The sequence below is a fragment of the Cellulosimicrobium arenosum genome, assembly GCF_014837295.1.
Classification (GTDB): Bacteria; Actinomycetota; Actinomycetes; order Actinomycetales; family Cellulomonadaceae; genus Cellulosimicrobium; species Cellulosimicrobium arenosum.
Map to the genome: position 1 here is coordinate 134,772 of NZ_JACYHB010000006.1, position 26,685 is coordinate 161,456.

The 26,685-nt window shown below is 73.3% G+C and carries 24 protein-coding genes; 3 read left to right on the forward strand and 21 right to left on the reverse strand.

Annotated features, from left to right (window positions below; genetic code table 11):
* Window positions 1–112: 112 nt before the first annotated feature.
* From IF651_RS09385 to IF651_RS09425, 9 genes are all read right to left on the reverse strand, one after another.
* On the reverse strand, window positions 113–1,705 hold the full coding sequence (locus IF651_RS09385) for a DUF6297 family protein (protein ID WP_191828842.1): 1,593 nt from the start codon (window positions 1,703–1,705) through the stop codon (window positions 113–115).
* On the reverse strand, window positions 1,702–2,415 hold the full coding sequence (locus tag IF651_RS09390) for an ATP-binding cassette domain-containing protein (protein ID WP_191828843.1): 714 nt from the start codon (window positions 2,413–2,415) through the stop codon (window positions 1,702–1,704). Before IF651_RS09390 ends, IF651_RS09385 begins: the two co-directional genes overlap by 4 nt.
* Window positions 2,416–2,443: 28 nt before the next feature.
* Entirely contained in the window at window positions 2,444–3,457 is a 1,014-nt protein-coding gene (locus IF651_RS09395; protein ID WP_191828844.1) for a bifunctional riboflavin kinase/FAD synthetase, read from the reverse strand.
* Window positions 3,458–3,587: 130 nt separating this feature from the next.
* A complete protein-coding gene (gene truB, locus IF651_RS09400; RefSeq protein WP_191828845.1) occupies window positions 3,588–4,613 on the reverse strand; it encodes a tRNA pseudouridine(55) synthase TruB in 1,026 nt (341 codons plus the stop codon).
* On the reverse strand, window positions 4,610–5,050 hold the full coding sequence (gene rbfA, locus IF651_RS09405) for a 30S ribosome-binding factor RbfA (RefSeq protein ID WP_191828846.1): 441 nt from the start codon (window positions 5,048–5,050) through the stop codon (window positions 4,610–4,612). The genes truB and rbfA overlap by 4 nt, the downstream gene beginning before the upstream one ends.
* Window positions 5,051–5,288: 238 nt before the next feature.
* Window positions 5,289–8,162, reverse strand: coding sequence for a translation initiation factor IF-2 (infB, locus tag IF651_RS09410; protein ID WP_191828847.1), 2,874 nt, complete (start codon window positions 8,160–8,162; stop codon window positions 5,289–5,291).
* Window positions 8,163–8,352: 190 nt separating this feature from the next.
* On the reverse strand, window positions 8,353–8,673 hold the full coding sequence (locus tag IF651_RS09415; RefSeq protein ID WP_191828848.1) for a YlxR family protein: 321 nt from the start codon (window positions 8,671–8,673) through the stop codon (window positions 8,353–8,355).
* A gap of 88 nt (window positions 8,674–8,761) precedes the next feature.
* Entirely contained in the window at window positions 8,762–9,820 is a 1,059-nt protein-coding gene (nusA, locus tag IF651_RS09420; RefSeq protein WP_191828849.1) for a transcription termination factor NusA, read from the reverse strand.
* Window positions 9,821–9,824: 4 nt separating this feature from the next.
* A complete protein-coding gene (locus IF651_RS09425; RefSeq protein WP_338403871.1) occupies window positions 9,825–10,367 on the reverse strand; it encodes a ribosome maturation factor RimP in 543 nt (180 codons plus the stop codon).
* A 202-nt stretch (window positions 10,368–10,569) separates the two neighbouring features.
* Between IF651_RS09425 and IF651_RS09430 the strand changes: the two genes are divergently transcribed.
* Window positions 10,570–11,664: a DUF4439 domain-containing protein gene (locus IF651_RS09430; protein WP_191828851.1), complete on the forward strand. Its 1,095-nt coding sequence runs from the start codon at window positions 10,570–10,572 to the stop codon at window positions 11,662–11,664.
* A gap of 58 nt (window positions 11,665–11,722) precedes the next feature.
* Here IF651_RS09430 and IF651_RS09435 read toward each other — a convergent pair whose 3' ends face one another.
* On the reverse strand, window positions 11,723–13,549 hold the full coding sequence (locus IF651_RS09435) for a proline--tRNA ligase (protein ID WP_191828852.1): 1,827 nt from the start codon (window positions 13,547–13,549) through the stop codon (window positions 11,723–11,725).
* Between the two features lie 33 nt (window positions 13,550–13,582).
* Between IF651_RS09435 and IF651_RS09440 the strand changes: the two genes are divergently transcribed.
* Complete coding sequence (locus tag IF651_RS09440; RefSeq protein ID WP_191828853.1) at window positions 13,583–14,470, forward strand: Fpg/Nei family DNA glycosylase; 888 nt, start codon at window positions 13,583–13,585, stop codon at window positions 14,468–14,470.
* A gap of 3 nt (window positions 14,471–14,473) precedes the next feature.
* Here IF651_RS09440 and IF651_RS09445 read toward each other — a convergent pair whose 3' ends face one another.
* From IF651_RS09445 to rpsB, 11 genes are all read right to left on the reverse strand, one after another.
* Complete coding sequence (locus tag IF651_RS09445; protein WP_338403872.1) at window positions 14,474–15,343, reverse strand: GNAT family N-acetyltransferase; 870 nt, start codon at window positions 15,341–15,343, stop codon at window positions 14,474–14,476.
* A gap of 92 nt (window positions 15,344–15,435) precedes the next feature.
* Window positions 15,436–16,575 carry a flavodoxin-dependent (E)-4-hydroxy-3-methylbut-2-enyl-diphosphate synthase gene (gene ispG, locus IF651_RS09450; protein ID WP_191828930.1) on the reverse strand — a complete coding sequence of 380 codons (1,140 nt, stop codon included), beginning with the start codon at window positions 16,573–16,575 and terminating at the stop codon, window positions 15,436–15,438.
* Window positions 16,576–16,724: 149 nt separating this feature from the next.
* Window positions 16,725–18,035 (reverse strand): M50 family metallopeptidase, encoded by a 1,311-nt coding sequence (locus IF651_RS09455; RefSeq protein WP_191828855.1) that lies wholly within the window; start codon window positions 18,033–18,035, stop codon window positions 16,725–16,727.
* Window positions 18,036–18,110: 75 nt separating this feature from the next.
* A complete protein-coding gene (gene dxr, locus IF651_RS09460; RefSeq protein WP_191828856.1) occupies window positions 18,111–19,337 on the reverse strand; it encodes a 1-deoxy-D-xylulose-5-phosphate reductoisomerase in 1,227 nt (408 codons plus the stop codon).
* A gap of 135 nt (window positions 19,338–19,472) precedes the next feature.
* Window positions 19,473–20,024 (reverse strand): DivIVA domain-containing protein, encoded by a 552-nt coding sequence (locus IF651_RS09465; RefSeq protein ID WP_191828857.1) that lies wholly within the window; start codon window positions 20,022–20,024, stop codon window positions 19,473–19,475.
* Window positions 20,021–21,193, reverse strand: coding sequence for a dual-specificity RNA methyltransferase RlmN (rlmN, locus tag IF651_RS09470; protein ID WP_191828931.1), 1,173 nt, complete (start codon window positions 21,191–21,193; stop codon window positions 20,021–20,023). The genes IF651_RS09465 and rlmN overlap by 4 nt, the downstream gene beginning before the upstream one ends.
* A gap of 48 nt (window positions 21,194–21,241) precedes the next feature.
* A complete protein-coding gene (locus IF651_RS09475) occupies window positions 21,242–22,087 on the reverse strand; it encodes a phosphatidate cytidylyltransferase (protein ID WP_191828858.1) in 846 nt (281 codons plus the stop codon).
* An 18-nt stretch (window positions 22,088–22,105) separates the two neighbouring features.
* Window positions 22,106–22,663, reverse strand: coding sequence for a ribosome recycling factor (frr, locus tag IF651_RS09480; RefSeq protein ID WP_191828859.1), 558 nt, complete (start codon window positions 22,661–22,663; stop codon window positions 22,106–22,108).
* 29 nt (window positions 22,664–22,692) lie between these two features.
* Window positions 22,693–23,448, reverse strand: a complete 756-nt coding sequence (gene pyrH, locus IF651_RS09485; RefSeq protein WP_191828860.1) for a UMP kinase — start codon at window positions 23,446–23,448, stop codon at window positions 22,693–22,695.
* 139 nt (window positions 23,449–23,587) lie between these two features.
* The gene (gene tsf, locus IF651_RS09490; protein ID WP_191828861.1) at window positions 23,588–24,427 is read right to left on the reverse strand and encodes a translation elongation factor Ts; all 840 of its coding nucleotides are present in this window, start codon (window positions 24,425–24,427) and stop codon (window positions 23,588–23,590) included.
* Between the two features lie 124 nt (window positions 24,428–24,551).
* The gene (rpsB, locus tag IF651_RS09495) at window positions 24,552–25,589 is read right to left on the reverse strand and encodes a 30S ribosomal protein S2 (RefSeq protein WP_191828862.1); all 1,038 of its coding nucleotides are present in this window, start codon (window positions 25,587–25,589) and stop codon (window positions 24,552–24,554) included.
* A gap of 437 nt (window positions 25,590–26,026) precedes the next feature.
* Between rpsB and IF651_RS09500 the strand changes: the two genes are divergently transcribed.
* Window positions 26,027–26,671 carry a murein hydrolase activator EnvC family protein gene (locus tag IF651_RS09500; RefSeq protein ID WP_338403873.1) on the forward strand — a complete coding sequence of 215 codons (645 nt, stop codon included), beginning with the start codon at window positions 26,027–26,029 and terminating at the stop codon, window positions 26,669–26,671.
* Window positions 26,672–26,685 lie beyond the last annotated feature (14 nt).

Here is a 26,685-nt window from a genome sequence, read left to right on the forward strand (position 1 = left end):
ACTGGGAGTCACGACCGCGACGGGCACGCCACGCGGGTGTGACACGCCTCACACGAGGAGTGAGCGGCCGCGCGCCCGTCCGTGACACGCGCGAGCAGTCCGCCCGGGTGTCCTAGCCGCGGCGCGGGACGCGCGTCGCGATCGCCACCGCCGCAGCCGCGGCGAGCGCCTGCACGACCACGAGGACCGGGGTGACGGCACCCAGCAGCGCGGCGATCGTGAACGGCAGGAGGCTCAGCAGCAGGAGGTCGGGGCCCTGACGTGCGACCGCAGCGGCGTTCACCGGTAGCGCGCCCATGGGCGTCGCGAGCAGCGGGCCCGACCAGTCCGGCTCGGGCCGCAGCGCGCCACGGACCGCGCTCGCGCCGCACCCGACCCCGCCGAGCGCGGCGAGCACGAGCCACCCGGCGGAGCCCGTGGCCAGGGCGACCGGGACGATGCCGGCGACGAGCGCGAGGGCACCGGTGGCCGCCGGGACGACGAGCCGTACCGCCCGGACCGCGCGAGCGGACAGCGGCAGGGAGGCGTCCAGGGCCGGGACCATCTCGGCGTGGCGCGCGCCGCCGGCGCCGAGCCCCGCGGCGCGCATGCCGGCGAGGGCGACGACGAGCGCGAGCCCGGGCCCCGCCGCGAGGACGGGGACCTGGTGCGCGAGCACGAGCAGCGCGACGACCCCGAGCAGCTGCGTCCACGACGACGACGTGCGGACGAGGAGCACGGCGTCGGCGGCGACGAGCGCACCACGGGGGCCGCGCACGGCCCGGAACGTCCGGCCGTGCAGCGGCCTGCGCGGGTGCGCACCGGCGTCGAGCGCGCGCCCGAGGTCGCGCGGGTCCACCGACAGCAACGCCGCGCCCAGCCGGTCGGAGCCACTGCTGCGGGCCGCGAGGACCGGGAGGCGGAGCCGGTCGACGCGCGTCCACCAGACCACGACCAGCACGACGGCGAGCACCGCGAGCGCGACGACGAGGGCCGTCACCGTCGGTGACGGTGCCGGGACGGGCAGGTGCCACCCGGTCGCGACGAGCGCGAGCCCGAGGACCGGGACGCACGCCACGAGCGCGTCACCGACGACCACGGCCGCGCGAGAGCCACGGTGCTGGGCGAGTCCGGTGAGGGCCACCACGGCGACGGCGGCGGGAGCACCGACGAGGGCGCCGGTGAGCACGCCGGTGGGACCGGCCGCGGCCAGCAGACCCGCGGCAGCACCACCCACGGCGCCCGCGACGACGCCCCCACCGGTCGCGCGACCGATCGACACGACGAGCAGTCCGTGGCGGTCGGCGGGCGTCGGCAACCACCAGTGCACCCCGGCGGTGCCGACGCCCGCGGGGCCGAGCCGTGCCGCGGTCGAGGCCACCAGCCCGAGGAGGACGCACAGCACGAGCAGGAGCACCAGACCCGGGGACAGCGGTCGGGCACCTCCGGTCCAGGGGTCGGGGTCGCCGCCGAGCACGGCACCGAGGGTCCAGGCCTGCTCGCTCGTCAGTGCCCCACCGACCGCGGTCACGGTGCCGCCGACGAGCAGTGCGGCGAGCACGACGGACACGACGACGTAGGCGACGTCGGTCACGAGCCGGCCCGCCCCGTGGCCCGCGCGTCGCGCGTGCCACGTCGCGACCCGGGCGGTGAGGCGACGCAGCTCGCGGCCGGTGAGCTGCTCGTCGGCGTCCGTGCCCACGTCCGGGGCGGCCGTCGACGTCATCGGACCGCCGCGAGGACTCCGGCGAGGTCGTCGCGCGCGACGTCGGTGCACGCGTCCTCGCCGACGAGCAGCCCGCGGGCGCCCGTGCGGGCCGCGACCTCGGGGTCGTGGGTCGCGAGGAGCACGGCGACGCCGCGCGCCGCCTCCGCGGCGATCAGGTCGGCCACGAGCCGGCGCGTGCCGGGGTCGAGGCGCTGCTCCGGCTCGTCGAGCACGAGGACGTCGCGGGGGCGCACGAACGCGGTCGCGAGCAGGAGGCGCCGACGCTGGCCGGACGACAGCTCCGTCGGCGCGGCGTCGGCGCGCGACGTGATGCCGAACATCGCCATGACCTCGTCGACGACCGTCCCGGCCTGGTCCACACCGTGCCCGCGCGCGAGGAGCACGAGGTGCTCGCGCACGCTCAGACCGGGGAAGTACGCGTCGTCGTCCCCCACCCCGGCGACGCGCGCGCGGAAAGCGCGCTCGCGCTCGTCGACCGGGCGTTCGAGGACCTCGACGATCCCGCCGAGCGCGTCGAGTCGGCCGAGCACCGTCTTCAGCACGGTCGACTTGCCGCTCCCGTTCGGCCCGACGACCGCGAGCACCTCTCCCGGCGCGAGCGCGAGGTCGACGGGTCCGCAGACGGCGACGTCCCCGTACCCCACCCGCAGGCCGCGCGCGACGACCACGGGACCGGCCGCGCCGTCGGTCCCTCCGGGCCCGGTCACGACGACCGCCCGGTCGACGACCGCCCGGTCACGACGACGGCCCGTCCGCGGCGAGCACCGCCCGGGCACGCGCGACGTCGTCGTGCATCTGCGCCACGAGCGGTTCGATCCCGTCGAACCGCAGCGTGGGACGCAGCCGGTCGACGAGCTCGAGCACGACGTCCTCGTCGTACAGGTCGAGGTCGGTCCGGTCGAGCACGTAGGCCTCGACACGTCGCTCGTGGCCGTCGAACGTCGGGTTGGTGCCGATCGAGATGGCGGCGGGAAGGCGCAGGTCGGCGTGGTCCGGGTCGGCCGCGAGGAGCTGCGGCCGCGAGAGCCATCCCGCGTAGACGCCGTCCGCGGGGACCATGCCCGTGATGTCGCCGAGGTTCGCGGTCGGGAACCCGAGGTCGCGACCGCGCGCGTCCCCGTGCACGACCGTGCCCCGGACGTGGTGGTGCCGGCCGAGGATGCGCGCGGCCTCGCGCACGTCACCGGCTGCGAGCAGGGCGCGCACCCCCGTGGAGGACCAGCGCGCGTCGTGCGTCACGCCGGGCTCGCCGTCGGTGACCGGCACACCCTGGTGCTGCCCGACGTCCTCGATCGCGACGACCTCGAACCCGTACCGCTCCCCCAGCGCGACCATGGTCGCGAGCGTGCCCGCGTTGTCCCGCCCGAACCGCACGTCGTGACCGACGACGACCGTCCCGGCGTGCAGCCCGTCCACGAGGTAGGTGCGGACGAACTCCTCGGGCGTCTGGCGCGCGAACTCGAGCGTGTACTCGACGAGCAGCACCGCGTCCAGGCCTGTCTCGGCGAGCAGCCCGACGCGGTCCGCGATGCCCGTGATCAGCTCGGGTGCCTCGTCGGGGCGGTGGACGACCGACGGGTGCGGGTGGAAGGTCACCGCGACGGAGCGCGCGCGCCTGCCCCGTGCGAGGTCGGCGATGCGGCCGAGCACCTGCGCGTGGCCGCGGTGCACGCCGTCGAAGTTGCCGATCGTCACGACCGACGGGCCGAATCCCCGGGGAACCTGGCTCAGGTCCGTCCACAGGTGCACGCGTGAGCTCCTCGATCTGGTCTCGATGATGTCGCCGGCGGCAGGTGCCGCGAGGACCTAGCCTGCCACGAGCCGCGGGCGCGATCGACGCCGACGGCTCACCGGCCGGCGGCCGGACGTGTGCTCCCGGTCACGCCGGGGCGAGCACGAGCACGGGGCGTGCCACGTCCTGCCCCGCCCGACGGGTGTCCTCGACGAGCGCGACGAGCGTCCCGTCGGGCGCCAGCGCGGCCGTGGTCCCGGGCGTGCCCGACGCCGCGACCCACTGCCCGTAGGACAGCGCGGTCGTCTCGGGGCCGGTGAGGTCGCGCACGGGAAACGTCGCGCGCGCGGCGGCCGCGAGCGGGAGCGTCGCGAGGACGCCGTCGGCGTCGGCCTGCGCCTCCGCCTCCTCGAGCGTGACGGCGACGTCGAGGCCGTAGCCCCCGACGCGCGTGCGGCGCAGCGCGGTGAGGTGGCCGCCGACGCCGAGCGCGGCACCGAGGTCGCGCGCGAGCGCACGGACGTACGTGCCCGACGACACGGTGACGGACACGTCGAGGTCGAGAGCGGGCGGGACGTCGTCGGGCAGGCCGTGCGTGCCGGGCGCGACCGGCCGTACGTCCAGGACGTCGAAGCGCGAGACGACGACGGGCCGCGCCGCGAGCGCGACGTCCTCGCCCGCACGGGCGAGGGCGTAGGCGCGCTTGCCGTCGACCTTGATCGCACTGACCGTGCTCGGGACCTGCTGGATCTCGCCCGTGAGCCGCGCGACCTCGGCACGCAGCGCGTCGGCGCCCACCGCGGACGCGTCCGCGCGCGCGACGGGCTCGCCCTCGGCGTCGTCGGTCGTGGTGGAGGCCCCGAGCCGGACGGTCGCGTCGTAGTCCTTGTCGGCCCCCACCACGTAGGTGAGGAGCTTCGTGGCCCGGCCGACGCCGAGCACGAGCACGCCGGTCGCCATGGGGTCGAGCGTCCCGGCGTGCCCCACCTTGCGGGTGCCGGCCAGACGGCGACCGCGCGCGACGACGTCGTGGCTGGTCCAGCCGCCGGGCTTGTCGACGATCACGAGCCCGTCGGGCGCCGTCGGGCGCCTGGGCGGGCGAGCGCGGTCCGTGGCGTCGGCGTCCGCGGCAGGGTCACGGTCGGGCTCGGGCGTCCGGGTGACGGACGTCACGCGCCCGCTTCCTCGTCGTCCTCCGGGTGACGGTACGGGTCCGCGTCGCCCGCGAAGTTCTTGCCCTCGCGCAGCGCCGCGAGCTCGGCATCGCGCCGCCGAGCCTCCAGCAGCGCCGCGTCCAGATGAGCGGCGGTCTCCGGGACGGAGTCGAGGTGGAACTCGATGGTCGGCGTCAGCCGGATGCCGGTCTGCTTGCCGACCTCGGACCGGATGACGCCCTTGGCGCTCTCGAGCGCCGCAGCAGTACCGGTGCGCTCCTCGTCCGTCCCGTACACCGTGTAGAACACGGACGCGTTCTGCAGGTCTCCGGTCACGCGCACGTCGGTGATCGTCACGAACCCGAGCCGCGGGTCCTTGATCCGGGTGTCGAGCATCTGCGCGACGATGACCTTGATCCGGTCGGCGAGCTTCCTCGCCCGGGGGTGGTCGACCATGGTGATTCTTCCTTTCGTTCCGTACCACCCTGCCCCGACCACCGCGGTCGCGTCCGGTCGAGGTCGCAGCGCGGGCAGGGGACGGATGGACGAGGTCTGTGTCTCCGCGGGTGGCGGCGGTCGTGGAGGGTCTGGCGGGAGCCCGCGAGGTACGAGCGGGCGGACGGTAGGCCCGCCGCCACCCCGCGGAGACACAGACCGGGGGTGAGCCGCACGGCCCACCCCCGGTCACCTGACGTCAGGAACGCGGCTTCTCCCGCATCTCGAACGTCTGGATCGTGTCACCGATCTGCAGGTCGTTGAAGGACCCGAGCCCGATACCGCACTCGTAGCCCTCGCGGACCTCGGTCGCGTCGTCCTTGAACCGCTTGAGCGACTCGACCGTGAGGTTGTCCCCCACGATCTTGCCGTCGCGCAGGACGCGCGCCTTGGCGTTGCGGCGGATCTCGCCGGACCGGACGATCGTGCCGGCGATGTTGCCGAACTTCGAGGACCGGAAGATCTCGCGGATCTCCGCGGCGCCCAGCTGGGCCTCCTCGTACTCCGGCTTGAGCATGCCCTTGAGCGCTGCCTCGACGTCGTCGATCGCCTGGTAGATGACCGAGTAGAACTTGACCTCGACGCCTTCGCGCTCGGCCAGGTCCTCGACGCGCTCGCCGTACTTCACGTTGAAGCCGATGATGATCGCGTTGTCGACCGTCGCCAGGTTGACGTCGTTCTGCGTGATCGAACCGACACCGCGGTGGATGACACGCAGCTCGACCTCGTCACCGACGTCGATCTTGAGCAGTGCGTCCTCGAGCGCCTCCACGACACCGGAGACATCACCCTTGAGGACCAGGTTGAGCGTCTCGACCTTGCCCTGCTGCAGCGCCTGGGTGAAGTCCTCGAGGCTGATGCGCTTGCGGCGCTTGGCCAGGAGGGCGGCACGCTCGGCGGCCTCACGCTTCTCGGCGATCTGCCGCGCGGTGCGCTCGTCGGGCGCGACGAGGAACGTGTCCCCCGCGCTCGGCACCGAGGCGAGACCGAGGACGAGGACCGGTCGGGCCGGGTCGGCCTGCTTGAGCGAGTTGCCGTGCTCGTCGAACATCGCACGGACCCGGCCGTGAGCCGTCCCCGCGACGATGGCGTCGCCGACGCGCAGCGTGCCGGACTGGACGAGGACGGTCGCGACGGCGCCGCGGCCCTTGTCCAGGTTGGCCTCGATGGCGACACCGCGGGCGTCCTTGTCGGGGTTGGCCCGCAGGTCGAGCGAGGCGTCGGCCGTGAGCAGGACGGCCTCGAGGAGCGCGTCGATGCCCTTGTTCTGCTTCGCGGACACCTCGACGAACATGGTCTCGCCGCCGTACTCCTCGGCCACCAGGTTGTACTCGGTGAGCTGCTGGCGGATCTTGTCGGGGTTGGCCCCCTCCTTGTCCACCTTGTTCACCGCCACGACGATCGGCACGTTCGCCGCCTGGGCGTGGTTGAGCGCCTCGATGGTCTGCGGCATGACGCCGTCGTCGGCGGCCACGACGAGGATCGCGATGTCCGTCACCTGGGCACCACGGGCACGCATCGCGGTGAACGCCTCGTGACCCGGGGTGTCGATGAAGGTGATGGCACGGTCGTTGCCCTCGTGCTCGTGGCGCACCTGGTAGGCACCGATGTGCTGCGTGATGCCGCCGGCCTCGCCGGAGATGACGTCGGTCTGGCGGATCGCGTCGAGCAGACGCGTCTTTCCGTGGTCGACGTGACCCATGACGGTCACGACCGGCGGACGCGCCTGGAGCACGTCGTCCGACTCCGCGGCCTCCTCGGCCTCGAGGTCGATGTCGAAGGCCCCGAGCAGCTCGCGGTCCTCCTCCTCGGCCGACACCATCTCGATGACGTAGCCGAGCTCGGACGCGAGCGTGCCGAACGTGTCCTCGTCGAGCGACTGCGTGGCCGTGGCCATCTCGCCGAGGTGCAGCAGCACGGTGACGAGGCTCGCCGGGTTGGCGTCGATCTTGTCGGCGAGGTCGTTGAGCGAGGAGCCGTGACGCAGTCGCACGACGGTCGAGCCGTTCCCACGGGGAACCTGCACGCCACCGAGCGACGGCGCCTGCATCTGCTCGAACTCCTGGCGCTTCGCCCGCTTCGACTTGCGGCCTCGCACGGGACGACCGCCGGCGCGCCCGAAGGCACCCTGCGTCGACCCACGACCGGCACCACCGCGGCCGCCGCCACCGGGACGACCGCCGAAGCCGCCGCCACCACCGGGACGACCGCCGAAGCCGCCGCCACCACCACCGGCACCCGGTCGGCCTCCGCCGCGGCCGCCGGGAGCCGGGCGCTCGCCCGGACGCCCGACGGACGTCTGCTTCCCGGGCATCATGCCGGGGTTCGGACGCGCACCGGCACCACCGGGGCGCGGTGCGGGACGCGGGCCGCCGGGACGGGGCCCGCCGGAGCGCTCAGCACTCCCGCTGCCGGTCTCGGCGCGGTCGGCACGGTCCGGACGCTGGCCGGGCCGGGGCATGCCCTGGCTCGACGCGAACGGGTTGTTCCCGGGTCGCGACGCACCGGGGCGGGGGCCGCCCTGGCGCGGCATTCCCTGGCTCGACGCGAACGGGTTGTTCCCGGGACGCGACGCACCCGGACGTGCCGCAGGGCGCGGTCCGGGGGTGGGCGCGTTCCCGCCACCGGCGGGCTTCGGCGAGGCCGACGGCTTCGACTGCCCGGAGGACGGACCCTGCCCCGTGCCCGCGCTCTGCGCGGCGTCGTCGGACGGGGTGGGCGCGCTCGGCGGCGTCGGCGTGCCGGACGGCTTCTCGCGCGGTGCCGACGGCTCGGGAGCCTTCGGCTCGGCCGCCGACGTCTGCTCCACGGGCTTCGCCGCGGCAGGCTTGGGGCCTGCGGGCCTGGGCCCTGCGGGCTTGGCGCCGGCGGGCTTCGGTCCGGACGTCGTGGACGCTCCGGACGTGTCCGCTCCCCCTGCGGGGAAGGCGTCACGCAGCTTGCGGACGACCGGCGGTTCGATGGTCGAGGATGCCGAGCGGACGAACTCACCGAGCTCCGTCAGCTTGGTCATGATGGACTTGCTCTCCACCCCGAGCTCCTTGGCGAGCTCGTAGACGCGGACCTTAGCCACAACTCTCCTGTCTCGGCCCGCCCGGACAGGGAGGACCGTCGTTAGTGCTGGGTGCTCATCGCTGGGTACTCATCGCGTGCCCATCGGCTTCTAACCCGCTTCCTTGTCGACGTGTCGTGCGGTGCGGCCGGCCACGAACGCGTCGTGCCCGGTCGGATCTCGTACCCGTCCCGCGGTCGGGACGGACAGCTCAGCGGCGCTCTCCCCGGTGGGCCTCGACGACGGCGTGCACGTGCGTGAGGTCGAGCGGACCTGCGATACGCAGGGCCCGCGGGACCGACCGCCGACGCTCAGCCGCCTCGAGGCACCGCGGCTCGGGATGGAGCCACGCACCGCGACCGGGCAACGAGCCGCGGACGTCGACGACGAGACGAGGCTCATCGTTCCCGTCCGAGCGGTCGAGGACCAGTCGGAGAAGAACTGACCTCAGGTCACGACCCCGGCACCCGACGCACGTACGAACCGGTCCAACCTGCTGCGGTTCGCGCAGCGCAGAAGGGTCGGTAGGCATGCTGGGGATGACGGATCGTGGCCCGGTCCCTGACAGTCTACCGCGCCCGCCCAGCGCGTGTGACCGGTTCACGGCGCGGAGCTCCTGCTCACCGCGCCGCCCCACCCGCGTCCGCGTCCGCGTCCGCGGCGGTTCCGGGCTCCGTGGCACCGCCCTCGTCGGACCGGATGTCGATCCGCCAACCGGTGAGCTTCGCGGCGAGACGGGCGTTCTGCCCCTCCTTGCCGATGGCGAGCGAGAGCTGGAAGTCGGGCACCACGACGCGCGCGGCGCGCGCGACCTCGTCCACGACGGTGACCGACGACACACGCGCCGGGGACAGCGCGTTGGCCACGAACCGCGCGGGGTCGTCCGCGTGGTCCACGATGTCGATCTTCTCGCCGTGCAGCTCCGCCATCACCGCCCGGACGCGCGAGCCCATCGGGCCGATGCAGGCGCCCTTGGCACCGAGACCCGGCACGGTCGAACGCACGGCGACCTTGGAGCGGTGGCCCGCCTCCCGTGCGATCGCCGTGATCTCCACCGAACCGTCCGCGATCTCCGGGACCTCGAGCTCGAACAGCTTGCGCACGAGGTTCGGGTGCGTTCGGCTCAACGTGATCTGCGCGCCCTTCATCCCACGGGCCACCTCGAGCACGTAGGCGCGCAGCCGCTCGCCGTGCACGTACTCCTCGGTCGGCACCTGCTCGTGCGGTGGCAGGACCGCCTCGGTGCCGCCGACCTCCACCAGCACCGTGCGGGGGTCGCGCCCCTGCTGGATGACACCCGCGAGGACCTCGCCCTCCTTGCCGCGGAACGTGCCGAGGATCTGGTCGTCCTCCGCGTCGCGGAGCCGCTGCACGATCACCTGGCGGGCTGTCGCGGTCGCGATGCGACCGAAGTCAGCAGGGGTGTGGTCGAACTCGGGTCCGAGCTCGACCGGCCCTGGGGCAGCTTCCTCGTCCTGGTCGGGAGCGGCGATCGCCTCGCGCGCCCAGACCGTCACGTGCCCGGACTTGCGGTCGAGCTCGACGCGCGCCCGCGCGTACGCCTCCGGCGTGCGGTGGTAGGCCGAGAGCAGGGCCTGCTCGATCGCGCCGACGAGCACGTCGAGACTGAGGTCCCGCTCGCGCTCCAGCAGGCGCAGGGTCGTCATGTCGATGTCCATCAGGTCAAGCCTCCTCGTCGTCGGTGCCGCGGCCGGCGGCGGTCGTGCCGGTGCTCTCGCCGTCGAGCTCGGGCAGCGCCGCGTCGAGCGCGCGCCGCAGCTCCACCTGCACCTGCCCGCGCACGACGTCGGCGAGCGGGACGCTGCACGAGCGCACCCGGCCGCGTGCGTCCTTGACGTCGAGAGCGAGGTCGACGCGTTCTGCGTCACCCGGCGCGGGCGTCGTGACGTCGACCAGCCGGCCCTCCACGTCACCGCCGTCGACGAGCCGGAGCCTCACCACGCGCCCGCGGGCGCGGCGGAAGTGGCGTGCCTGCGTCAGCGCGCGGTCGGTACCCGGCGTGGAGACCTCGAGCGTGTAGGCACCGCGCAGAGCGCCCACGTCGTCCAGCGCGGCCGACACCGGTCGTGACACCTCGGCGACCGTGTCGAGGTCGAGACTCCCCAGCACGTCGTCGGGGAGGTCGACCACGATCCGCACCACCGACCGGGAGCCCGCGCGAGAGACCGTGACGTCCTCGAGCACGAGACCCTCGGTCTCGACCACCGGTCGCACGACTCGTCGAACGCTCGCGCTCAGCGTGTCCTCGCCTCGCTTCGAGGGCTGATCGCCCGCCTGCCCTGCCATGAAACTCAGCTCCCGTCGGCTCGCACGCCGGGCACGGATACGACCGGTGTGTTGTTGTCCTGCCTCGACCAGTGCTCAGCGTAACGACTCACCTGCCCGGAACGTGACATCATCGCCCCTGATGAGTGCGCACGCGACCGCGGCACCCCCCGCCGCTCCCGACGACCCGCCCCGAGGGCGCCGCCGTCCGTCCGCGGTCCCGGCGGCCGGCGCGGCGCTCGCGCTCGCGGTCCTGCTCGGCGGATGCGGCCTCCGGATCGAGACCCCGACACCCACGGAACCGGTCCCGGACGCCCGCGAGCTCGTCCGCGAGACCGCCGTCCTCGACGCCCGCACCGTGAGCGAGCTGGTGAGCGAGGTCACGCCGACGGTGAAAGACGCCGACGTCCTCGCGCTGCTCGCCGAGGTGGACGATTTCGCCACGGAGCACGTCGACGCGCTCGGGGGCGTCTACGACTCCGGGCTCCCGTCCGGGCTCGGATCCACCGACGACCAACCCCGTCCCGCCGTGACCACGACGGCACCGCGCACGGACGACGAGGCGGCCGAGAGCTCGTCCGAGGACACGGGGTCCGCGTCCGCGACCACCGAGCCGGCCACCACCGACGACGTCGTGACCGCGCTCGTCGAGGCGTCCCAACGCACGGGCGCCTCCGCGGACGCGACGCAGGACGGGGAGCTCGCACGTCTGCTGGCCTCGGTGGCGACGTCGGAGGACCTGTCCGCCCGTCGGCTCGCCGCGGCCACCGGCTCGGAGGCCGCGGACGTCCTGGTGACCGCCGTCCCCGTCGTGGACGAGGCCCCCTCGGGGGTCGGTGCAGCAGACCTTGCGACCCTGGTCGCCTCCGAGGACTCGGCGGGGTACGCCTACGAGGTCCGGGCCGCGCAGACCGACGGCAAGGTCCGCACGCGCGCGGTGGAGCGGGCCGCGCAGCACCGTGCACGCGCGCAGGCCTGGGCACTGGCCGCAGGCACCGGGGGGACCGACCAGGATCCGCGCCGAGTCGCATACGTCCTGCCCGACGACGACGTCCGGGCCCTCGCCCAGCTGCTCGAGACCGACCTGGCGGTCTCCTACGCGTCCCTCGTCGCGACGGCGACGCCCCAGTCCCGGGCGACGTCCGTCGGGCTGCTCGAGGACGCGTGGTCCGCGGCCGTCTCGTGGGGCGCCGCACCCTCGGCCTTCCCCGGCATGCCGGAGCAGGCCGAGGGCTGAGCCCCCGCCCACGGCGGCCCGACCCGGCCGCAGTCCCCGCAGCGGCCCGGGCGACGGCTCAGCCCAGCAGCTGCTGGACGCGTTCCACGGCCCGGTCGACGGCGTCGGCCACCGGGGCCTGTTCGGCCTCGCCCATCCGCGCCCGGAGCTCGACGACCCCGTCGGCCAGGCCGCGGCCCACGACGAGCAGCACCGGGACCCCGAGCAGCTCGGCGTCCTTGAACTTCACGCCGGGCGAGACCTTGGGACGGTCGTCGTAGATCACCTCGACGCCCCGCGCCACCAGCTCGCCGGAGATCCTCTCGGCCTCCTCGAACACCGCCGCGTCCTTGCCCGTCGCGACGACGTGCACGTGTGCCGGCGCGACGTGCGCGGGCCACGCGAGCCCGGCGTCGTCGTGGTTGGCCTCCGCGAGCGCCGCGAGCACCCGGGTGACGCCGATGCCGTACGAGCCCATGGTCACCACGACCTGCTTGCCGTTCTCGTCGAGGACCGTCAGTCCCAGCGCCTGGGCGTACTTGCGCCCGAGCTGGAAGATGTGACCGATCTCGATACCTCGCGCGAGCTCCAGCGGACCGGAACCGTCGGGCGCAGGGTCCCCGGCGCGGACCTCCGCCGCCTCGATGGCCCCGTCGGCGCTGAAGTCCCGACCGGCGACGAGGTCGAACACGTGCCGACCGTCCTCGTCGGCACCGGTGATCCAGCGGGTCCCGGACACGACCCGAGGGTCGAGCAGGTACCGGACCGGCTGCCGCGCCGTCACGTTGTCGGCCACGCTCTCGTCGACCTGCGGTCGTTCGTCGGCGACGCTCGGGCCGAAGGCCCGCGGGCCGATGTAGCCCTTGACGAGCTCGGGGTGCGCTGCGAAGTCCGCGTCCGTGGCGGGCTCGACCTCTGCGGGCTCGAACGCGGCACCGGCACGCTTCAGGTCGACCCCGCGGTCGCCCGGCAGACCCACGACGACGATCTCGCGGCGACCGTCCGGGTGCGTGACGGCCAGCACGACGTTCTTGAGCGTGTCGGCTGCGGTCCATGGCCGGTCGTCGCGCGCGTGGTGCGCGTTGGCGAAGGCGACGAGGGAGTCGATCGTGGGTGTGCCGGGCGTCTCCTCGACGTGCGCGGCGGGCGCGTCGGTGGCGTCGATCGCCTCGGGCACGGGCGTGACCACGGCCTCGACGTTCGCCGCGTAGCCGCCGGGAGAGCGCACGAACGTGTCCTCCCCGATCGGCGTCGGCGTGAGGAACTCCTCCGAGCGCGAGCCGCCCATGGCGCCCGACGTGGCCGCGACGACCACGTACTCGAGACCGAGCCGGTCGAAGATGCGCTGGTACGCGGCGCGCTGTGCCGCGTAGGACGCGTCCAGTCCCGCGTCGGTGGTGTCGAACGAGTAGGCGTCCTTCATCACGAACTCACGACCGCGGATGAGCCCCGCGCGAGGACGCGCCTCGTCCCGGTACTTCGTCTGGATCTGGAACAGCGTCACCGGCAGGTCCTTGTACGACGAGTACAGGTCCTTGACCAGGAGCGTGAACATCTCCTCGTGCGTCGGCGCGAGGAGGTAGTCGCCGTCCTTGCGGTCGGTGAGCCGGAACAGGTTGGGTCCGTACTCGGTCCAGCGCCCGGTCGTCTCGTACGGCTCGCGCGGCAGCAGCGCAGGGAAGTGCACCTCCTGCGCGCCCGCTGCGGTCATCTCCTCGCGGACGACGGCCTCGACCTTGGCGAGCACGCGCAGGCCGAGCGGCAGCCACGTGTAGATGCCGGGGGCCGCGCGACGGATGTACCCGGCACGCACGAGGAGGCGGTGGCTGGCGACCTCGGCATCGGCCGGGTCCTCGCGCAGCGTCCGGACGAAGAGGGAGGACAGGCGCAGGAGGTCGGATGACATGCGCCCAACCCTACCGGCGGCGAGGATGGCTCCATGCCCGAGCTCCCCGAGGTCGAGGCCCTCGTCCGGTTCCTCGACGACCGCGCCGCAGGGCGGTCGGTCGTCGCCGCGGACGTGGCCCAGATCGCCGCGCTCAAGACGTTCGACCCGCCGGTCACCGCCCTGGTCGGCGGGACGGTCACCGGTGCCCGTCGGCACGGCAAGTGGTTGGACCTCGTGGTCGACGACGGCCTCCACCTCGTCTTCCACCTCGCCCGTGGTGGCTGGCTGCGGTGGTCGGAGAAGTCGCCGACCACCCCCGTCCGACCACGGCTCGGCGGCGGTGGGGGCGGCAAGATCGCCGCTCTCGCGCTCCGGGTCCGGTTCGACGACGGCGCGGGCTTCGACCTCACCGAGGCGGGCACGCGCAAGCGGCTCGCGGTGCACGTCGTACGGCACCCGGCCGAGGTCCGCGCGATCGAGACGCTGGGCGTCGAGCCGCTGGACCCGGCGTTCACGGCCGACGTGCTCGGGGAGCTCATGGCCGCCCGGAACCAGCAGGTCAAGGGCCTCCTGCGCGACCAGTCGTCGATCGCGGGCATCGGCAACGCGTACTCCGACGAGATCCTGCACGCCGCGCGCACGAGCCCGTTCAAGCTCACCCGGTCGTTCGCGCCGGACGAGGTGGCCAGGCTGCACGCCGCCGTGGGCGAGGTGCTCGCAGCGGCGGTCGCCACGTCGTCGGGCCGGCCCGCGGCGGAGCTGAAGGACGCGAAGCGCTCCGGGATGCGCGTGCACGGCCGCGCGGGTCAGAAGTGCCCCGTGTGCGGGGACACGGTGCGCGAGGTGAGCTTCGCGGACCGGAGCCTGCAGTACTGCGCGACGTGCCAGACCGGCGGGCAGGTGCTCGCGGACCGCCGCATGTCCCGCCTGCTGCGGTAGGGCTCAGAACAGGACGGTCGCGTAGCTGCCGACCTGCTCGAAGCCGACCCGCCGGTAGGTCGCGAGGGCACGGGCGTTGTAGTCGTTGACGTAGAGGGAGACCACCGGCGGGCTCGCCGCGGCACCGCCGGGCAGGGCGCGCGTCTGCCGGACGACCGCCGCCATCCCCGGCGCGGCGAACCCCCGGCCCCGGTAGCGCGGGTCCACCCACACGCCCTGGACCTGGGCCACCCGGTCCGTCACGGCGCCCAGCTCCGCCTTGAAGACGACGTGCGCCCCCTGGCCGGGAGCGCCGTCCGGGCCCGTCTCGTCGATCCGGACGAACGACCTGCCGGCACTGACGAGCGCGCGCACCCGATCGGCGTAGGCGCGGCCGCCGCCCTGCACGGGCGAGTAGCCGACCTCCTCGGTGAACATGCTCACGCACGCCGGCAGCACCACCGGCACCTCGGCGAGGACGGAGCGGCGCACGAGCGGGTCGGGCTCGACGTCGGGCTCGCGGTCGATCGCCAGCGAGGGCTGCTCCGACCGGACCTCGCGGGGTACCGGCCACGACGCCGAGAGCAGGTCCCACAGCGCGAGCACGCCGGCACGCTCCCCCACGACCGACGACGACCGGCGCCCGGACCGCATCGCGAGCACCGCGAACCCCGCGACGGCCGCGTCGCGGTCGGCGGCGGAGAGGGTCACCGGGACCACCGGGACCAGGTTGGCGCCCGACCAGCACACGGCCTCGAGGGCGCCCTCGGCGGGGAACCCCCACGCCTGGCCGCCCGCGGCACGCAGGCCCACGCGCCGCGCGACCTCGAGCCGCGAGGCGGCGAGCGCGGACGCGACCGGATCGCCCGCACACACGGCCAGGGCCTCGGCCACGTCGACGTCTCGCAGCTCGCGTGCCCGGGGGCGAGGACGCCCGCGCCGCGACGGGTCCGACGAGACCGCCGGGCGCCAGCGTGCCACCGAGGTCAGCCGACGGTGACGACCGGCGAGCCGGCCTGCGCGTCGTTCTCCGGGGTCATCGTGTCCGCGATGCGCAGCGCCTCCTCGATGAGGGTCTCGACGATCATCGCCTCCGGGACCGTCTTGACGACCTCGCCCTTGACGAAGATCTGGCCCTTGCCGTTGCCGGACGCGACGCCGAGGTCCGCCTCGCGCGCCTCGCCCGGACCGTTGACGACGCAGCCCATGACAGCGACGCGCAGCGGGACCTCCATGCCCTCGAGGCCGGCGGTCACCTTCTCCGCGAGCGTGTAGACGTCGACCTGGGCCCGGCCGCACGACGGGCACGAGACGATCTCGAGCTTGCGCGGGCGCAGGTTGAGCGCCTGGAGGATCTGGTTGCCGACCTTGACCTCCTCGACCGGCGGGGCCGAGAGGGACACGCGGATCGTGTCGCCGATGCCCTGGCTGAGCAGCGCGCCGAACGCGGTCGCGGACTTGATCGTGCCCTGGAACGCGGGCCCGGCCTCGGTGACACCGAGGTGCAGGGGCCAGTCCCCCGCCTGCGAGAGCAGCTCGTAGGCCCGGACCATGACGACGGGGTCGTTGTGCTTGACGGAGATCTTGAAGTCGTGGAAGTCGTGCTCCTCGAACAGCGACGCCTCCCACACCGCGGACTCGACGAGTGCCTCCGGCGTGGCCTTGCCGTACTTGGCGAGCAGGCGCTTGTCGAGGGAGCCGGCGTTGACGCCGATCCGCAGGGACGTGCCGTGGTCCTTCGCCGCCTGGGCGATCTCCTTGACCTGGTCGTCGAACTGGCGGATGTTGCCCGGGTTGACGCGCACGGCGGCGCACCCGGCCTCGATCGCCGCGAAGACGTACTTGGGCTGGAAGTGGATGTCCGCGATGACGGGGATCTGCGACTTCCTCGCGATCGCGGGCAGCGCGTCCGCGTCGTCCTGCGTCGGGCACGCGACGCGCACGATGTCGCAGCCCGACGCCGTCAGCTCCGCGATCTGCTGCAGGGTCGCGTTGATGTCCGTCGTCTTGGTCGTCGTCATCGACTGGACGCTGATCGGCGCGTCGCCGCCGACCTCCACCTTGCCGACGTGGATCTTGCGCGTCTTGCGGCGCGGCGCGAGGACCGGCGGTGGTGCGGCAGGCATTCCGAGGCTGATAGGTACGCTCACGCCTCCTAGTATCCCCCGACCCGTGCCCGACGCCGCATCGGCTCACGACACGCCCACGCACCTTCGCGGTCGCTGCGACACATCGTCGCGGAACCTCCACGCGGCGAGACGCGTGGGCGGGCCGGCTACGTCAGGCGGACGGGGTCGATGATGTCGGCGAGGATGAGCAGACCGCCGACGCCGATCAGCACGACGAACATCACGTACGCGACCGGCATCATCCGCGCGACGTCGGCGGGCCCCGGGCGCGGGAGGCCGCGCACCCGGGCCACGGTGCGCTTGCCGCCCTCGTAGAGCGCGTTGACGACGTGCCCGCCGTCGAGCGGCAGGAGCGGGACGAGGTTGAACACGAACAGCGCGACGTTCAGGGCTGCGAGCAGCAGCAGCATGGTCACCACCCGGTCCAGCACCGGGTTGTCCGCGCCGGCCACGTCGACCGCGACCCGGCCCACCCCGACGACGCTCATCACGGAGTCCTGGCCGCGCGGCGCATCGGTGAAGGCCGCCTCCACCGCCTCGCCGACCTTGACGGGGAGCGTGACGATCATCGCCGCCGTGCCGCTGACCTGCTGCCACGTCGCCTCGACCGCGGTGCCGACCCCCGCCGAGCTCCGCTCGACGGTCGGCGTGAAACCGACGACCCCGGCGGGCTCGGTGACCGGCTCCCCCGCGTCGTCGACCACGGGTGTGCCATCGTCGGCGACGACCTGCCGTTGCGCCTCGGTGGGCGTGATCGTCAGGTCGACTCGCTGGCCGTCGCGCTCGACCACGAGCGGGACGGTCGCGTCCGCCGCACCCCGGATCATGCCGGCGAGCTGGTCCCACGACGACACGTCCTGGCCGTCGAACGACACGATCGTGTCGCCCGGCTCGAGACCCGCCGCGGTCGCGGGCGACGGCGCCGCGTCCGGGGCGCACTCCTCGTCCGCGGTGGTCACGGTCTCGGCGACGCACGGGGCGACGGACCCGACCGTCGTCGTGACCGCGGGCAGCCCGATGCCCACGCACACGACGAGCATGAGCACGAACGCGATGACGAGGTTCATGAACGGCCCGCCGAGCATCACGACGACCTTCTTGGGGGCCGAGAGGTGGTAGAAGGCCCGGCCCTCCTCACCCGGGCGGATCTCCTCGGTGCTGGCGTCGCGCGCGTCGGCGACGACCTGCGAGAACAACCCGCCGCCCCGCTGCCGGACTCCCGCCGGGGCGGGGGGGTACATGCCGACCATGCGCACGTACCCTCCGAGCGGGATGGCCTTGAACCCGTACTCGGTCTCGCCCTTCCGGCGCGACCAGAGCGTGGGGCCGAAGCCGACCATGTACTGGCTCACCCGCACCCCGAACGCCTTCGCGGGCACCATGTGCCCGACCTCGTGCAGCGCGATCGAGACGACGATCCCGACCACGACCACGAGGATGCCGATCACCAGCGCCATGCGTTCGTCCTCACAGAGTTCTCCTGGCTCGATCTTCCCGCGCGGGGCTCCGACGCGCAGACCGGGCGTCCTGGTCTAGCGGCGGTCGAGCAGCTCGTGCGCGCGGGCGCGCGCCCACTCCTCGGCGTCCGCCACGTGGTCCAACGTCACGGACGCCGCATCCGTTCCGTCGTGCGCCGCGAGGACGCGCTCGACCGTGGTCACGATGTCACCGAAACCTGCGTGCCCGCTGAGGAACGCCTGGACCGCCTCCTCGTTGGCCGCGTTGTACACCGCCGGGTGGGTCGCGCTCGCCGCGACTGCCGCCCGGGCCAGGCCGACGGCGGGGAAGGCGACCTCGTCGAGCGGCTCGAACGTCCACGACGCGGCCCGCGACCAGTCGCACGGCGGCGTCACGACGTCGAGACGCTCGGGCCAGCTCAGGCCGAGCGCGATGGGCAGGCGCATGTCGGGGGGCGAGGCCTGGGCGATCGTCGAGCCGTCGACGAACTCCACCATCGAGTGCACGACCGACTGCGGGTGCACGACCACGGTGATGTCCTCGACCGGCACGTCGAAGAGCAGGTGCGCCTCGATGAGCTCGAGACCCTTGTTCATGAGGCTCGCGGAGTTCACCGTGACCACGGGCCCCATGGCCCAGGTCGGGTGCGCGAGCGCCTGGTCGACGGTCGCAGCCTTGACGGCGTCCGCCGCCCAGCCGCGGAACGGCCCGCCCGACGCCGTGAGGATCAGCCGCCGCACCTCGGCGCGTGCGCCGGAGCGCAGGCACTGGGCGAGAGCGGAGTGCTCCGAGTCCACGGGGACGATCTGGTCCGCACGCCGCTGCGCGGCCCGGACGAGCGCGCCGCCGGCGACGAGCGACTCCTTGTTGGCGAGGGCGAGCGTCGACCCGCCCCGCAGGGCCGCGAGCGTGGGCGCGAGACCCACGGACCCGGTGACGCCGTTGAGCACGACGTCGCTCCCCCGCCCCGCGAGCTCGGCCGCGGCCTCCGGGCCGGCGAACACCTCGGGCGCCGTGCCGCGACCGGCGAACGCCTCGGCCAGGGCCCCCTCGAGGGCGCGGACCCGTGTGTCGTCCGCGACCGCGACGGCCCGGGCACCGACCTCCGCGGCCTGGCGGGCCAGCAGCCCGACGTCGCTCCCGCCCGCGGACAGCGCGTCGACCCGGAACCGGCCCGGGTGGGAGCGCACGACGTCGAGCGCCTGGGTCCCGATCGACCCGGTCGAGCCGAGGATCGTGACCGTGCGAGGCGCGGTGGATCCTGGCGGGGCCGGGCGGGCGGGTGCGGTGCGGTCGGGCATGGGCACCATCCTCCCAGTTGGCCGAGGTGGAACGGCAGTCGCCGAGGCAGGGACACGGGCCGCGACGCCGAGACCGGGTCCGCCGGCGCTACCGCGTCCGGGCGGGCCCTGCGCAGCCGACCGTGCCCGAGGCCGTCACTCGACCCCGAGCAGCACCTCGATGGCTCGCGCGAAGAACGCGTCCACCGGTCCCTCCGCATACCCGTCGCGACCGCGGGCCCGACCGTAGGTCGCCGCACGGACCTCCGCGGCCGTGATGGGCTCCTGGCGATCGAAGTAGGCGACGAGGCGGTCGCACATGTCGTCGACGTCGTCGGTGTCGTACGCCGGCTTCCCCCGCTCCGCAGGGGCGAACTTCTCGCCGTCGGGCCGTCCCAGCCGCCCGTACAGGGTCCTGGCACGCTCGGCCAGCGCCGTCATCCACGCCTGCTGGCCGTGCGCGGCGACGTACTGAGCACGCTGGCGCGCGATGAAAGCCCCCTCCAGCCGGTCGAGCGCCGCGTCGACCTCGTGGGTGTCGTAGCCGCCGCGGACGAGGTCGAAGACCGACGTCTGGATGTCGGTGCTGGTCAACCGCTCGGCGGCCTTGCCCTCGTAGACCTCGCGGGCGTGCTCGAAGAAGTCGTCCACCTCTTCCGGGTCGTACCCGTTCCGCGTCCTCGAGACCTCGGTGAACAGCGAACTCACTCGTCCTCCTCTGCAGCGAGCTGCCCGCAGGCGCCGTCGATGTCGCTGCCGCGGGTGTCACGGATCGTCGTCGGGATCCCGTGCCCGCGCAATCGTGCCACGAACTCGGTCTCGACGGCAGGGTCGCTCGCGGTCCAGATGGAGCCGGGCGTGGGGTTGAGCGGGATCGGGTTGACGTGCACCCAGCCGCTGCCGCGCGCGTTGAGCTTCTCGCCCAGCAGGTCGGCACGCCAGCCGTGGTCGTTCATGTCCTTGATCAGCGCGTACTCGATGCTCACGCGCCGCCCGGTGACCTCGAAGTAGTGCCGCGCGGCGTCGAGCGTCTCGTCGACGCTCCACCGCGTGTTGATGGGGACGAGCTCGCTGCGCAGGTCGTCGTCGGGGGCGTGCAGCGACAGCGCCAGCGTCACGGGGATCCCCTCGTCGGCGAGCTTGCGCATCGCCGGGACGAGACCGACGGTCGAGACCGTGATGTTGCGCGCCGACATCCCCAGCCCGTCCGGGGCAGGGGCGACCAGCCGCCGGACCGTCCCCATGACCGCCTTGTAGTTCGCCAGCGGCTCACCCATGCCCATGAACACGAGGTTGTTGAGCCGAGCCGGTCCACCGGGGATCTCCCCGTCCGCGAGCGAGCGGGCGGCGGAGCGGACCTGCTCGACGATCTCGGCGATCGACAGGTTGCGGGTCAGGCCCAGCTGTCCGGTGGCGCAGAACGGGCAGGCCATGCCACAGCCCGCCTGGCTCGAGACGCACAGCGTCGTGCGCTTGGGGTAGCGCATCAGCACGGACTCGACCTTCGCCCCGTCGAACAGGTGCCACAAGGTCTTGACCGTGGTGCCCCCGTCCGCCTCCATGCGCCTCGCGGACGTGAGCAGCGGCGGGAAGAGCGCGTCGGTGAGCACGTCGCGCGATGCCTTCGGCAGGTCCGTCATGGCCTCGGGGTCGCGGGTGAGGTGCGCGTAGTAGTGCGTCGCGAGCTGCTTGGCGCGGAACGGCTTCTCACCGAGCTCGACGACCGCCGCGCGGACCTCCTCGGGCGCGAGGTCCGCGAAGTGCCGCGGCGGCTTGCCGCGCCGCGGCGCGGTCATGACGAGCGGGAGGGGCTTCGACTCCGCCGAGGGGCGGACGGACTGGGCCGAGGATGCCGAGGATGCGGGCGGGACGGTCATGAGGTGGGTCCAAGCGGTGGGGGTCACGGCGGGTCTCGCCGTCGGGCGTCAGACGGCCAGCGTCAGCAGCACGTACACGAACGGGGCGGTCAGCAGCATGGAGTCGAGCCGGTCGAGGATGCCCCCGTGGCCGGGAAGGAGCGACCCCATGTCCTTCAATTCTAGGTCCCGCTTGATCATCGACTCGGCGAGGTCGCCGACGGTCGCGGTGAGCGGGGCGAGCACGCCGAGCGCGACACCGACCCAGGGGCTCGCCCCGAGGCCCACGACCATTCCGACGACGCCGACCGCGGTCGCCAGGACGAACGAACCGGCGAGGCCCTCCCAGGACTTCTTCGGGCTGATCGACGGAGCGAGCGGGTGCCGCCCGTAGAGCACACCGGCGACGTAGCCGCCGACGTCGTTCGCCACCGCCAGCAGGATGAACAGCAGCACCTTGACCCGGCCGTCGTCCTGCGCGAGCAGCAGCATGACGAACCCCGCCATGAACGGCAGGTACGCGGTCGCGAACGTGCCCGCCGCGGCGTCGCGCACCGCGGACACGCCCGAACCGTCGATCGTCCGCCACACCACCACGCCCGCGACGGTGAGCATGAACGACACGAGCAGGGCCTCTGGGCCCGAGTAGAACGAGGACACGAGGATCCCCACCGTGCCGACGAGCAGCGGCAGGAGCGGGATGTGCAGGTCGCGGCGGCTCAACGCCTGCCGGAGCTCCCACAGCGCCGCACCGACCGCGGCGACGGCGAGCAGCACGAACGGCTCCGGGCGGAACGCGAGGCTCGCCGCGACCACCACCAGCAACCCGACGCCGACGGCGATCGCGGCCGGCAGGTTGCGTCCGGCCCGTGGACCACGACGCGCTCCGGACGCGGTGAGTGATTCGTCAGTCATAGAAGCGGTGCAGGGGTCTCAGACCTCCAGCAGCTCGCTCTCCTTGCCTGCGAGCAGCGCGTCGATCTGCTCGACGTGCTGCTTGGTCAGCGACTCGAGCTCCTTCTCGGCCCGGGTCACCTCGTCCTCGCCCGCCTCGCCGTCACGCACGATGCGGTCCAGCTCCTCCTTCGCGCGGCGGCGGACGCTGCGCACCGACACGCGACCGTCCTCGGCCTTCGCCTTCGCGAGCTTGACGAAGTCACGCCGACGCTCCTCCGTGAGGGCGGGCAGCACGACGCGGATGACGTTGCCGTCGTTCGACGGGTTCACCCCGAGGTCCGACTCGCGCAGCGACTTCTCGACCGCTGTGAGCGAGCTCTTGTCGAACGGGGAGACCAGGATCGTGCGGGCCTCGGTCACCGTGAACGATGCGAGCTGCTGCAGCGGCGTGGGCGCCCCGTAGTACTCGACGGTGATCTTGTTGAACATCGCGGCGTTCGCACGCCCGGTGCGGATCGCGGCGAAGTCGTCCTTCGCCACCTCGACCGCCTTGTCCATCTTCTCCTCGGCCTCGAGGAGGGTCTCGTCGATCACCCGGTGCTCCTAACGTGTCGTGCGACGGATCAGTCCGTCGTGACCAGTGTGCCAATAGTGTCCCCCACCAGCGCCCGGGTCACGTTCCCGGACTCGCCCATGCCGAACACGCGCATGCGCACGTGGTTGTCCCGGCACAGGCTCAGGGCCGTGGCGTCCATGACGCCGAGGTCCCGCACCAGCGCCTCGGTGTAGGTGAGGTGGTCGAGCTTGACCGCGTCGGGGTCGGTCCGCGGGTCGGCGGTGTAGACACCGTCCACGCCGTTCTTGCCCATCAGGACCTCCTGGCAGTGCGTCTCGAGAGCGCGCTGCACGGAGACCGTGTCGGTCGAGAAGTACGGCATGCCAGCACCGGCCCCGAAGATCACGACGCGCCCCTTCTCGAGGTGGCGGATCGCGCGCAGCGGGATGTACGGCTCGGCGACCTGGCCCATCGTGATCGCGGTCTGCACGCGGGTCTTCACCCCGGCCTGCTCCAGGAAGTCCTGGAGCGCCAGGCAGTTCATGACGGTGCCGAGCATGCCCATGTAGTCGGCACGCGCCCGGTCCAGCCCGCGCTGCGACAGCTCGGCACCCCGGAAGAAGTTGCCACCGCCCACGACGATCGCGACCTGGACGCCCTGGACGACCGCGTCGGCGATCTCCTGCGCCACCCGCTGCACGACGTCCGGGGCGAGCCCGATCTGTCCGCCGCCGAAGGTCTCCCCGGAGAGCTTCAGGAGCACCCGCCGGGGCCTCGCCTCCTCGACCGGAACCGCTGCCTGCGCCTCGTCGACTGCCGTCACTCTCGCCACCTGTCCTTCGTCGTCTCGCGGTCCTGGCTGCGCCAGGGTGCGGGGTGCGCGCCGACCGACGTCGTCGGCGGCAGGCTCCGGGTGTACGCGGGCCCGGCACCCCGTCGGGGTGCCGGGCCTGCGTCGTGGGTCAGGAGCCGACGCGGAACCGCACGAACGCGGTCAGCGTGCCGCCGACGCCCGACAGGGTCTGCGCCACGGACTGCTTCGGGTCCTTGGCGAGCGGCTGGTCGAGCAGGACCGCCGACTTGAAGTAGCCGTTGAGGCGGCCCTCGACGATCTTCGGCAGCGCGGCCTCCGGCTTGCCCTCGTTGCGCGAGGTCTCCTCGGCGATCCGGCGCTCGTTCTCGACGGTCTCCGCCGGGACGTCGTCGCGGCCGAGGAACTCGGGAGCCATCGCCGCGATGTGCTGCGCGACGTCCTTGGCGACCGCCTCGCCAGCGGCGTCGGTCACGACGACCGCTGCGATCGACGGCGGAAGGTCCTTGGCCGTGCGGTGGAGGTAGGCGGTGATCTTCTCGCCCTCGAGGCGGGCGACACGACGCAGGACGATCTTCTCGCCCATCGTCGCGGCCGCGCCGTTGACGGCGTCCTGGACGGTGCCGTCACCGAGCGGGGCGACGAGCGCCGCGTCGAGGTCGGCGGCACCGGCCGCTGCGACCGCGTCGAGGACCTCGTTGGCGAAGCCGATGAACGTGTCGTTCTTCGCGACGAAGTCGGTCTCGGAGTTGATCTCGACGACCGTGGCGACCTGGCCGCCGTCGACGTCGGTCACCTTGACGGCGACGAGTCCCTCCGAGGTCGTGTTGCCCTCGCGCTTGGCCACGCCCTTCAGGCCCTTGACGCGGATGATCTCCAACGCCTTCTCGGCGTTGCCGTCCGCCTCGTCGAGCGCCTTCTTGACGTCGAGCATGCCGGCGCCGGTGCGCTCGCGCAGCGCCTTGATGTCAGCGGCGGTGTAGTTCGCCATGGTGGGGAGTCCTCACTCGTGTGTCGTCACGGGTACGTGCTGGTAGGTGCCGGGCGCCCTCAGGCCGCCGGGTCACCGACGACGCGGGGCGCGCGGCGGCGTTCGCCGCCGCGCGCCCCGTACGTCACTTGCTGTCGTCAGCGACCTCTGCGGCCTCGGCGGGAGCCTCGGCAGCGTCGTCCTGCGCGGCAGCGTCCTCGGCCGGAGCGGCAGCAGCGTCCTCGGCCGGGGCCTCGGCGGCAGCAGCGTCCTCGGCGGCGGCAGCGTCCTCGGCCGGGGCCTCAGCGGCCGGAGCCTCAGCGGTCTCGGCGGCCGGAGCCTCAGCGGCAGCGTCGTCCTGCGCAGGGGCGGCCTCGGCAGCGGCCTCGGCAGGCTTCTCGCCCTGCTCGGCGCCGGCGAGGAGCTCGCGCTCCCACTCGGCGAGCGGCTCGGCCGCGGCCTCGTCGCCCGCCTCGTCACCCGAGCGACCCGAGTGACGCTGGAGCAGGCCCTCGGCCACTGCGTCCGCGACGACACGCGTGAGGAGCGTGACGGAACGGATGGCGTCGTCGTTGCCGGGGATCTTGTAGTCCACGACGTCGGGGTCGCAGTTGGTGTCCAGGATCGCGACGATCGGGATGCGCAGCTTGCGCGCCTCGTCGACCGCGAGGTGCTCCTTGTTCGTGTCGACGATCCACACGGCGGAGGGGACCTTCGCCATGTCGCGGATGCCGCCGAGCGTGCGGGCGAGCTTGTCCTTCTCGCGACGCAGGACGAGGAGCTCCTTCTTGGTGAGCCCCGAGCCGGCGACGTCGTCGAAGTCGAGCTCCTCGAGCTCCTTGAGGCGCTGCAGACGCTTGTGCACCGTCGTGAAGTTGGTGAGCATGCCACCGAGCCAGCGGTGGTTGACGTACGGCATGCCGACGCGCGCGGCCTGCTCGGCGACGGGCTCCTGGGCCTGCTTCTTGGTACCGACGAACAGGATGGTGCCGCCGTGGGCGACGGTCTCCTTGACGAACTCGTAGGCGCGGTCGATGTACGACAGCGACTGCTGGAGGTCGACGATGTAGATGCCGTTGCGCTCGGTGAAGATGAAGCGCTTCATCTTCGGGTTCCAACGGCGGGTCTGGTGCCCGAAGTGGACACCGCTCTCGAGGAGCTGGCGCATGGTCACGACGGCCATGACACGACCTTTCACCGTGCGGCCCGGGATCCACCCGGTGCGCGCACGCGTCAGGTGGCCGCCCTGAGCGGCCACGTTGCGGTTGTCGGTGCGGACCCTGGCAGTACGCACCCCTGGCGCCACCCGGTCCAGCACCCACCCGCACGAGGTGCGAGCGAGACCGATGCCGGACGCGGCCCCGGGCACCCGGACGGACCGGGAGGGGAGGGGACGTGACGCGCGATGTCGACGGGCGACGCGACCTCACCTCGGAGAAGGAAGGGCGCGGACCAGTCGCGGCACAGAGTCTACCCGACGCATGCCCGACGACGTGACGTCGCACCTGGAGCCGCACCTGGCCGCACCGGGGGCCGCAGGTGGGGGCCGCAGGTGGGGCCGTCGTCCACAGGTTGGCGGGCTCGCTCCCGCCGTCGGTGCCGACGGTGCAGGATCGACGGGTGCACACCTCGACGAGCGGCCACGAGGTCGCACCCGAGGCGGAGCGGGCCTCGACCTCCCGGACCCGCCGTCGCACCCGGGCGGCTGCCGTCCTGGTCGTCGCTGCCGTCGCGCTGTCCCTGCCCGCCGGCGCGGCAGTGCTGCCCAGTGCGACGGGCGCGGCCGCCCCGCGAGCGACCGACGCCGCGCCGTCCGTCGCCGCGGGCGGGTGGTCGGCCCCGGTCGGCGATCCCGCTGCCCCGGACGTCCTCGCCCCGTTCGACCCGCCCGCGCAGGACTGGCTGCCCGGGCACCGGGGGGTCGACCTGACCGCCCCACCCGGCGACACGGTCCGCTCGCCCGCCGGCGGCACGGTGACCTTCGCCGGGCCGGTCGCCGGCCGCGACGTCCTCGTCGTGACGCACGACGACGGACTGCGCACCTCGCTCGAACCGGTCACCTCCAGCGTCTCCGCAGGCACACGCGTGCGACGCGGCGACGTCGTCGGGCACGTCCAGGATCCGGTGGGGACGGCCGGGAGCCACTGTGCCGGGACGTGCGTGCACTGGGGCGTGCGCCGGGAGCGGACGTACCTCGACCCGCTCGGGCTGCTCGGCGGCCGTCCGCCGATCGTGCTGCTGCCGCTCCGGGAGCGCGGTCCTTAGGCGCCTGCGACTCG

What these genes read in the sequence shown, in the direction of transcription:
- rpsB (WP_191828862.1), bottom strand. Translation starts at nt 25,589, where the DNA reads ATGGCCGTCGTGACCATGCGCCAGCTCCTCGAGAGCGGTGTCCACTTC.
- IF651_RS09435 (WP_191828852.1), bottom strand. Translation starts at nt 13,549, where the DNA reads ATGTCATCCGACCTCCTGCGCCTGTCCTCCCTCTTCGTCCGGACGCTG.
- ispG (WP_191828930.1), bottom strand. Translation starts at nt 16,575, where the DNA reads ATGCCTGCCGCACCACCGCCGGTCCTCGCGCCGCGCCGCAAGACGCGC.
- nusA (WP_191828849.1), bottom strand. Translation starts at nt 9,820, where the DNA reads ATGGACATCGACATGACGACCCTGCGCCTGCTGGAGCGCGAGCGGGAC.
- IF651_RS09385 (WP_191828842.1), bottom strand. Translation starts at nt 1,705, where the DNA reads ATGACGTCGACGGCCGCCCCGGACGTGGGCACGGACGCCGACGAGCAG.
- rbfA (WP_191828846.1), bottom strand. Translation starts at nt 5,050, where the DNA reads ATGGTCGACCACCCCCGGGCGAGGAAGCTCGCCGACCGGATCAAGGTC.
- dxr (WP_191828856.1), bottom strand. Translation starts at nt 19,337, where the DNA reads ATGCCCGACCGCACCGCACCCGCCCGCCCGGCCCCGCCAGGATCCACC.
- IF651_RS09415 (WP_191828848.1), bottom strand. Translation starts at nt 8,673, where the DNA reads ATGCCTACCGACCCTTCTGCGCTGCGCGAACCGCAGCAGGTTGGACCG.
- IF651_RS09455 (WP_191828855.1), bottom strand. Translation starts at nt 18,035, where the DNA reads ATGGCGCTGGTGATCGGCATCCTCGTGGTCGTGGTCGGGATCGTCGTC.
- IF651_RS09430 (WP_191828851.1), top strand. Translation starts at nt 10,570, where the DNA reads ATGAGTGCGCACGCGACCGCGGCACCCCCCGCCGCTCCCGACGACCCG.
- IF651_RS09440 (WP_191828853.1), top strand. Translation starts at nt 13,583, where the DNA reads ATGCCCGAGCTCCCCGAGGTCGAGGCCCTCGTCCGGTTCCTCGACGAC.
- rlmN (WP_191828931.1), bottom strand. Translation starts at nt 21,193, where the DNA reads ATGACCGTCCCGCCCGCATCCTCGGCATCCTCGGCCCAGTCCGTCCGC.
- tsf (WP_191828861.1), bottom strand. Translation starts at nt 24,427, where the DNA reads ATGGCGAACTACACCGCCGCTGACATCAAGGCGCTGCGCGAGCGCACC.
- IF651_RS09475 (WP_191828858.1), bottom strand. Translation starts at nt 22,087, where the DNA reads ATGACTGACGAATCACTCACCGCGTCCGGAGCGCGTCGTGGTCCACGG.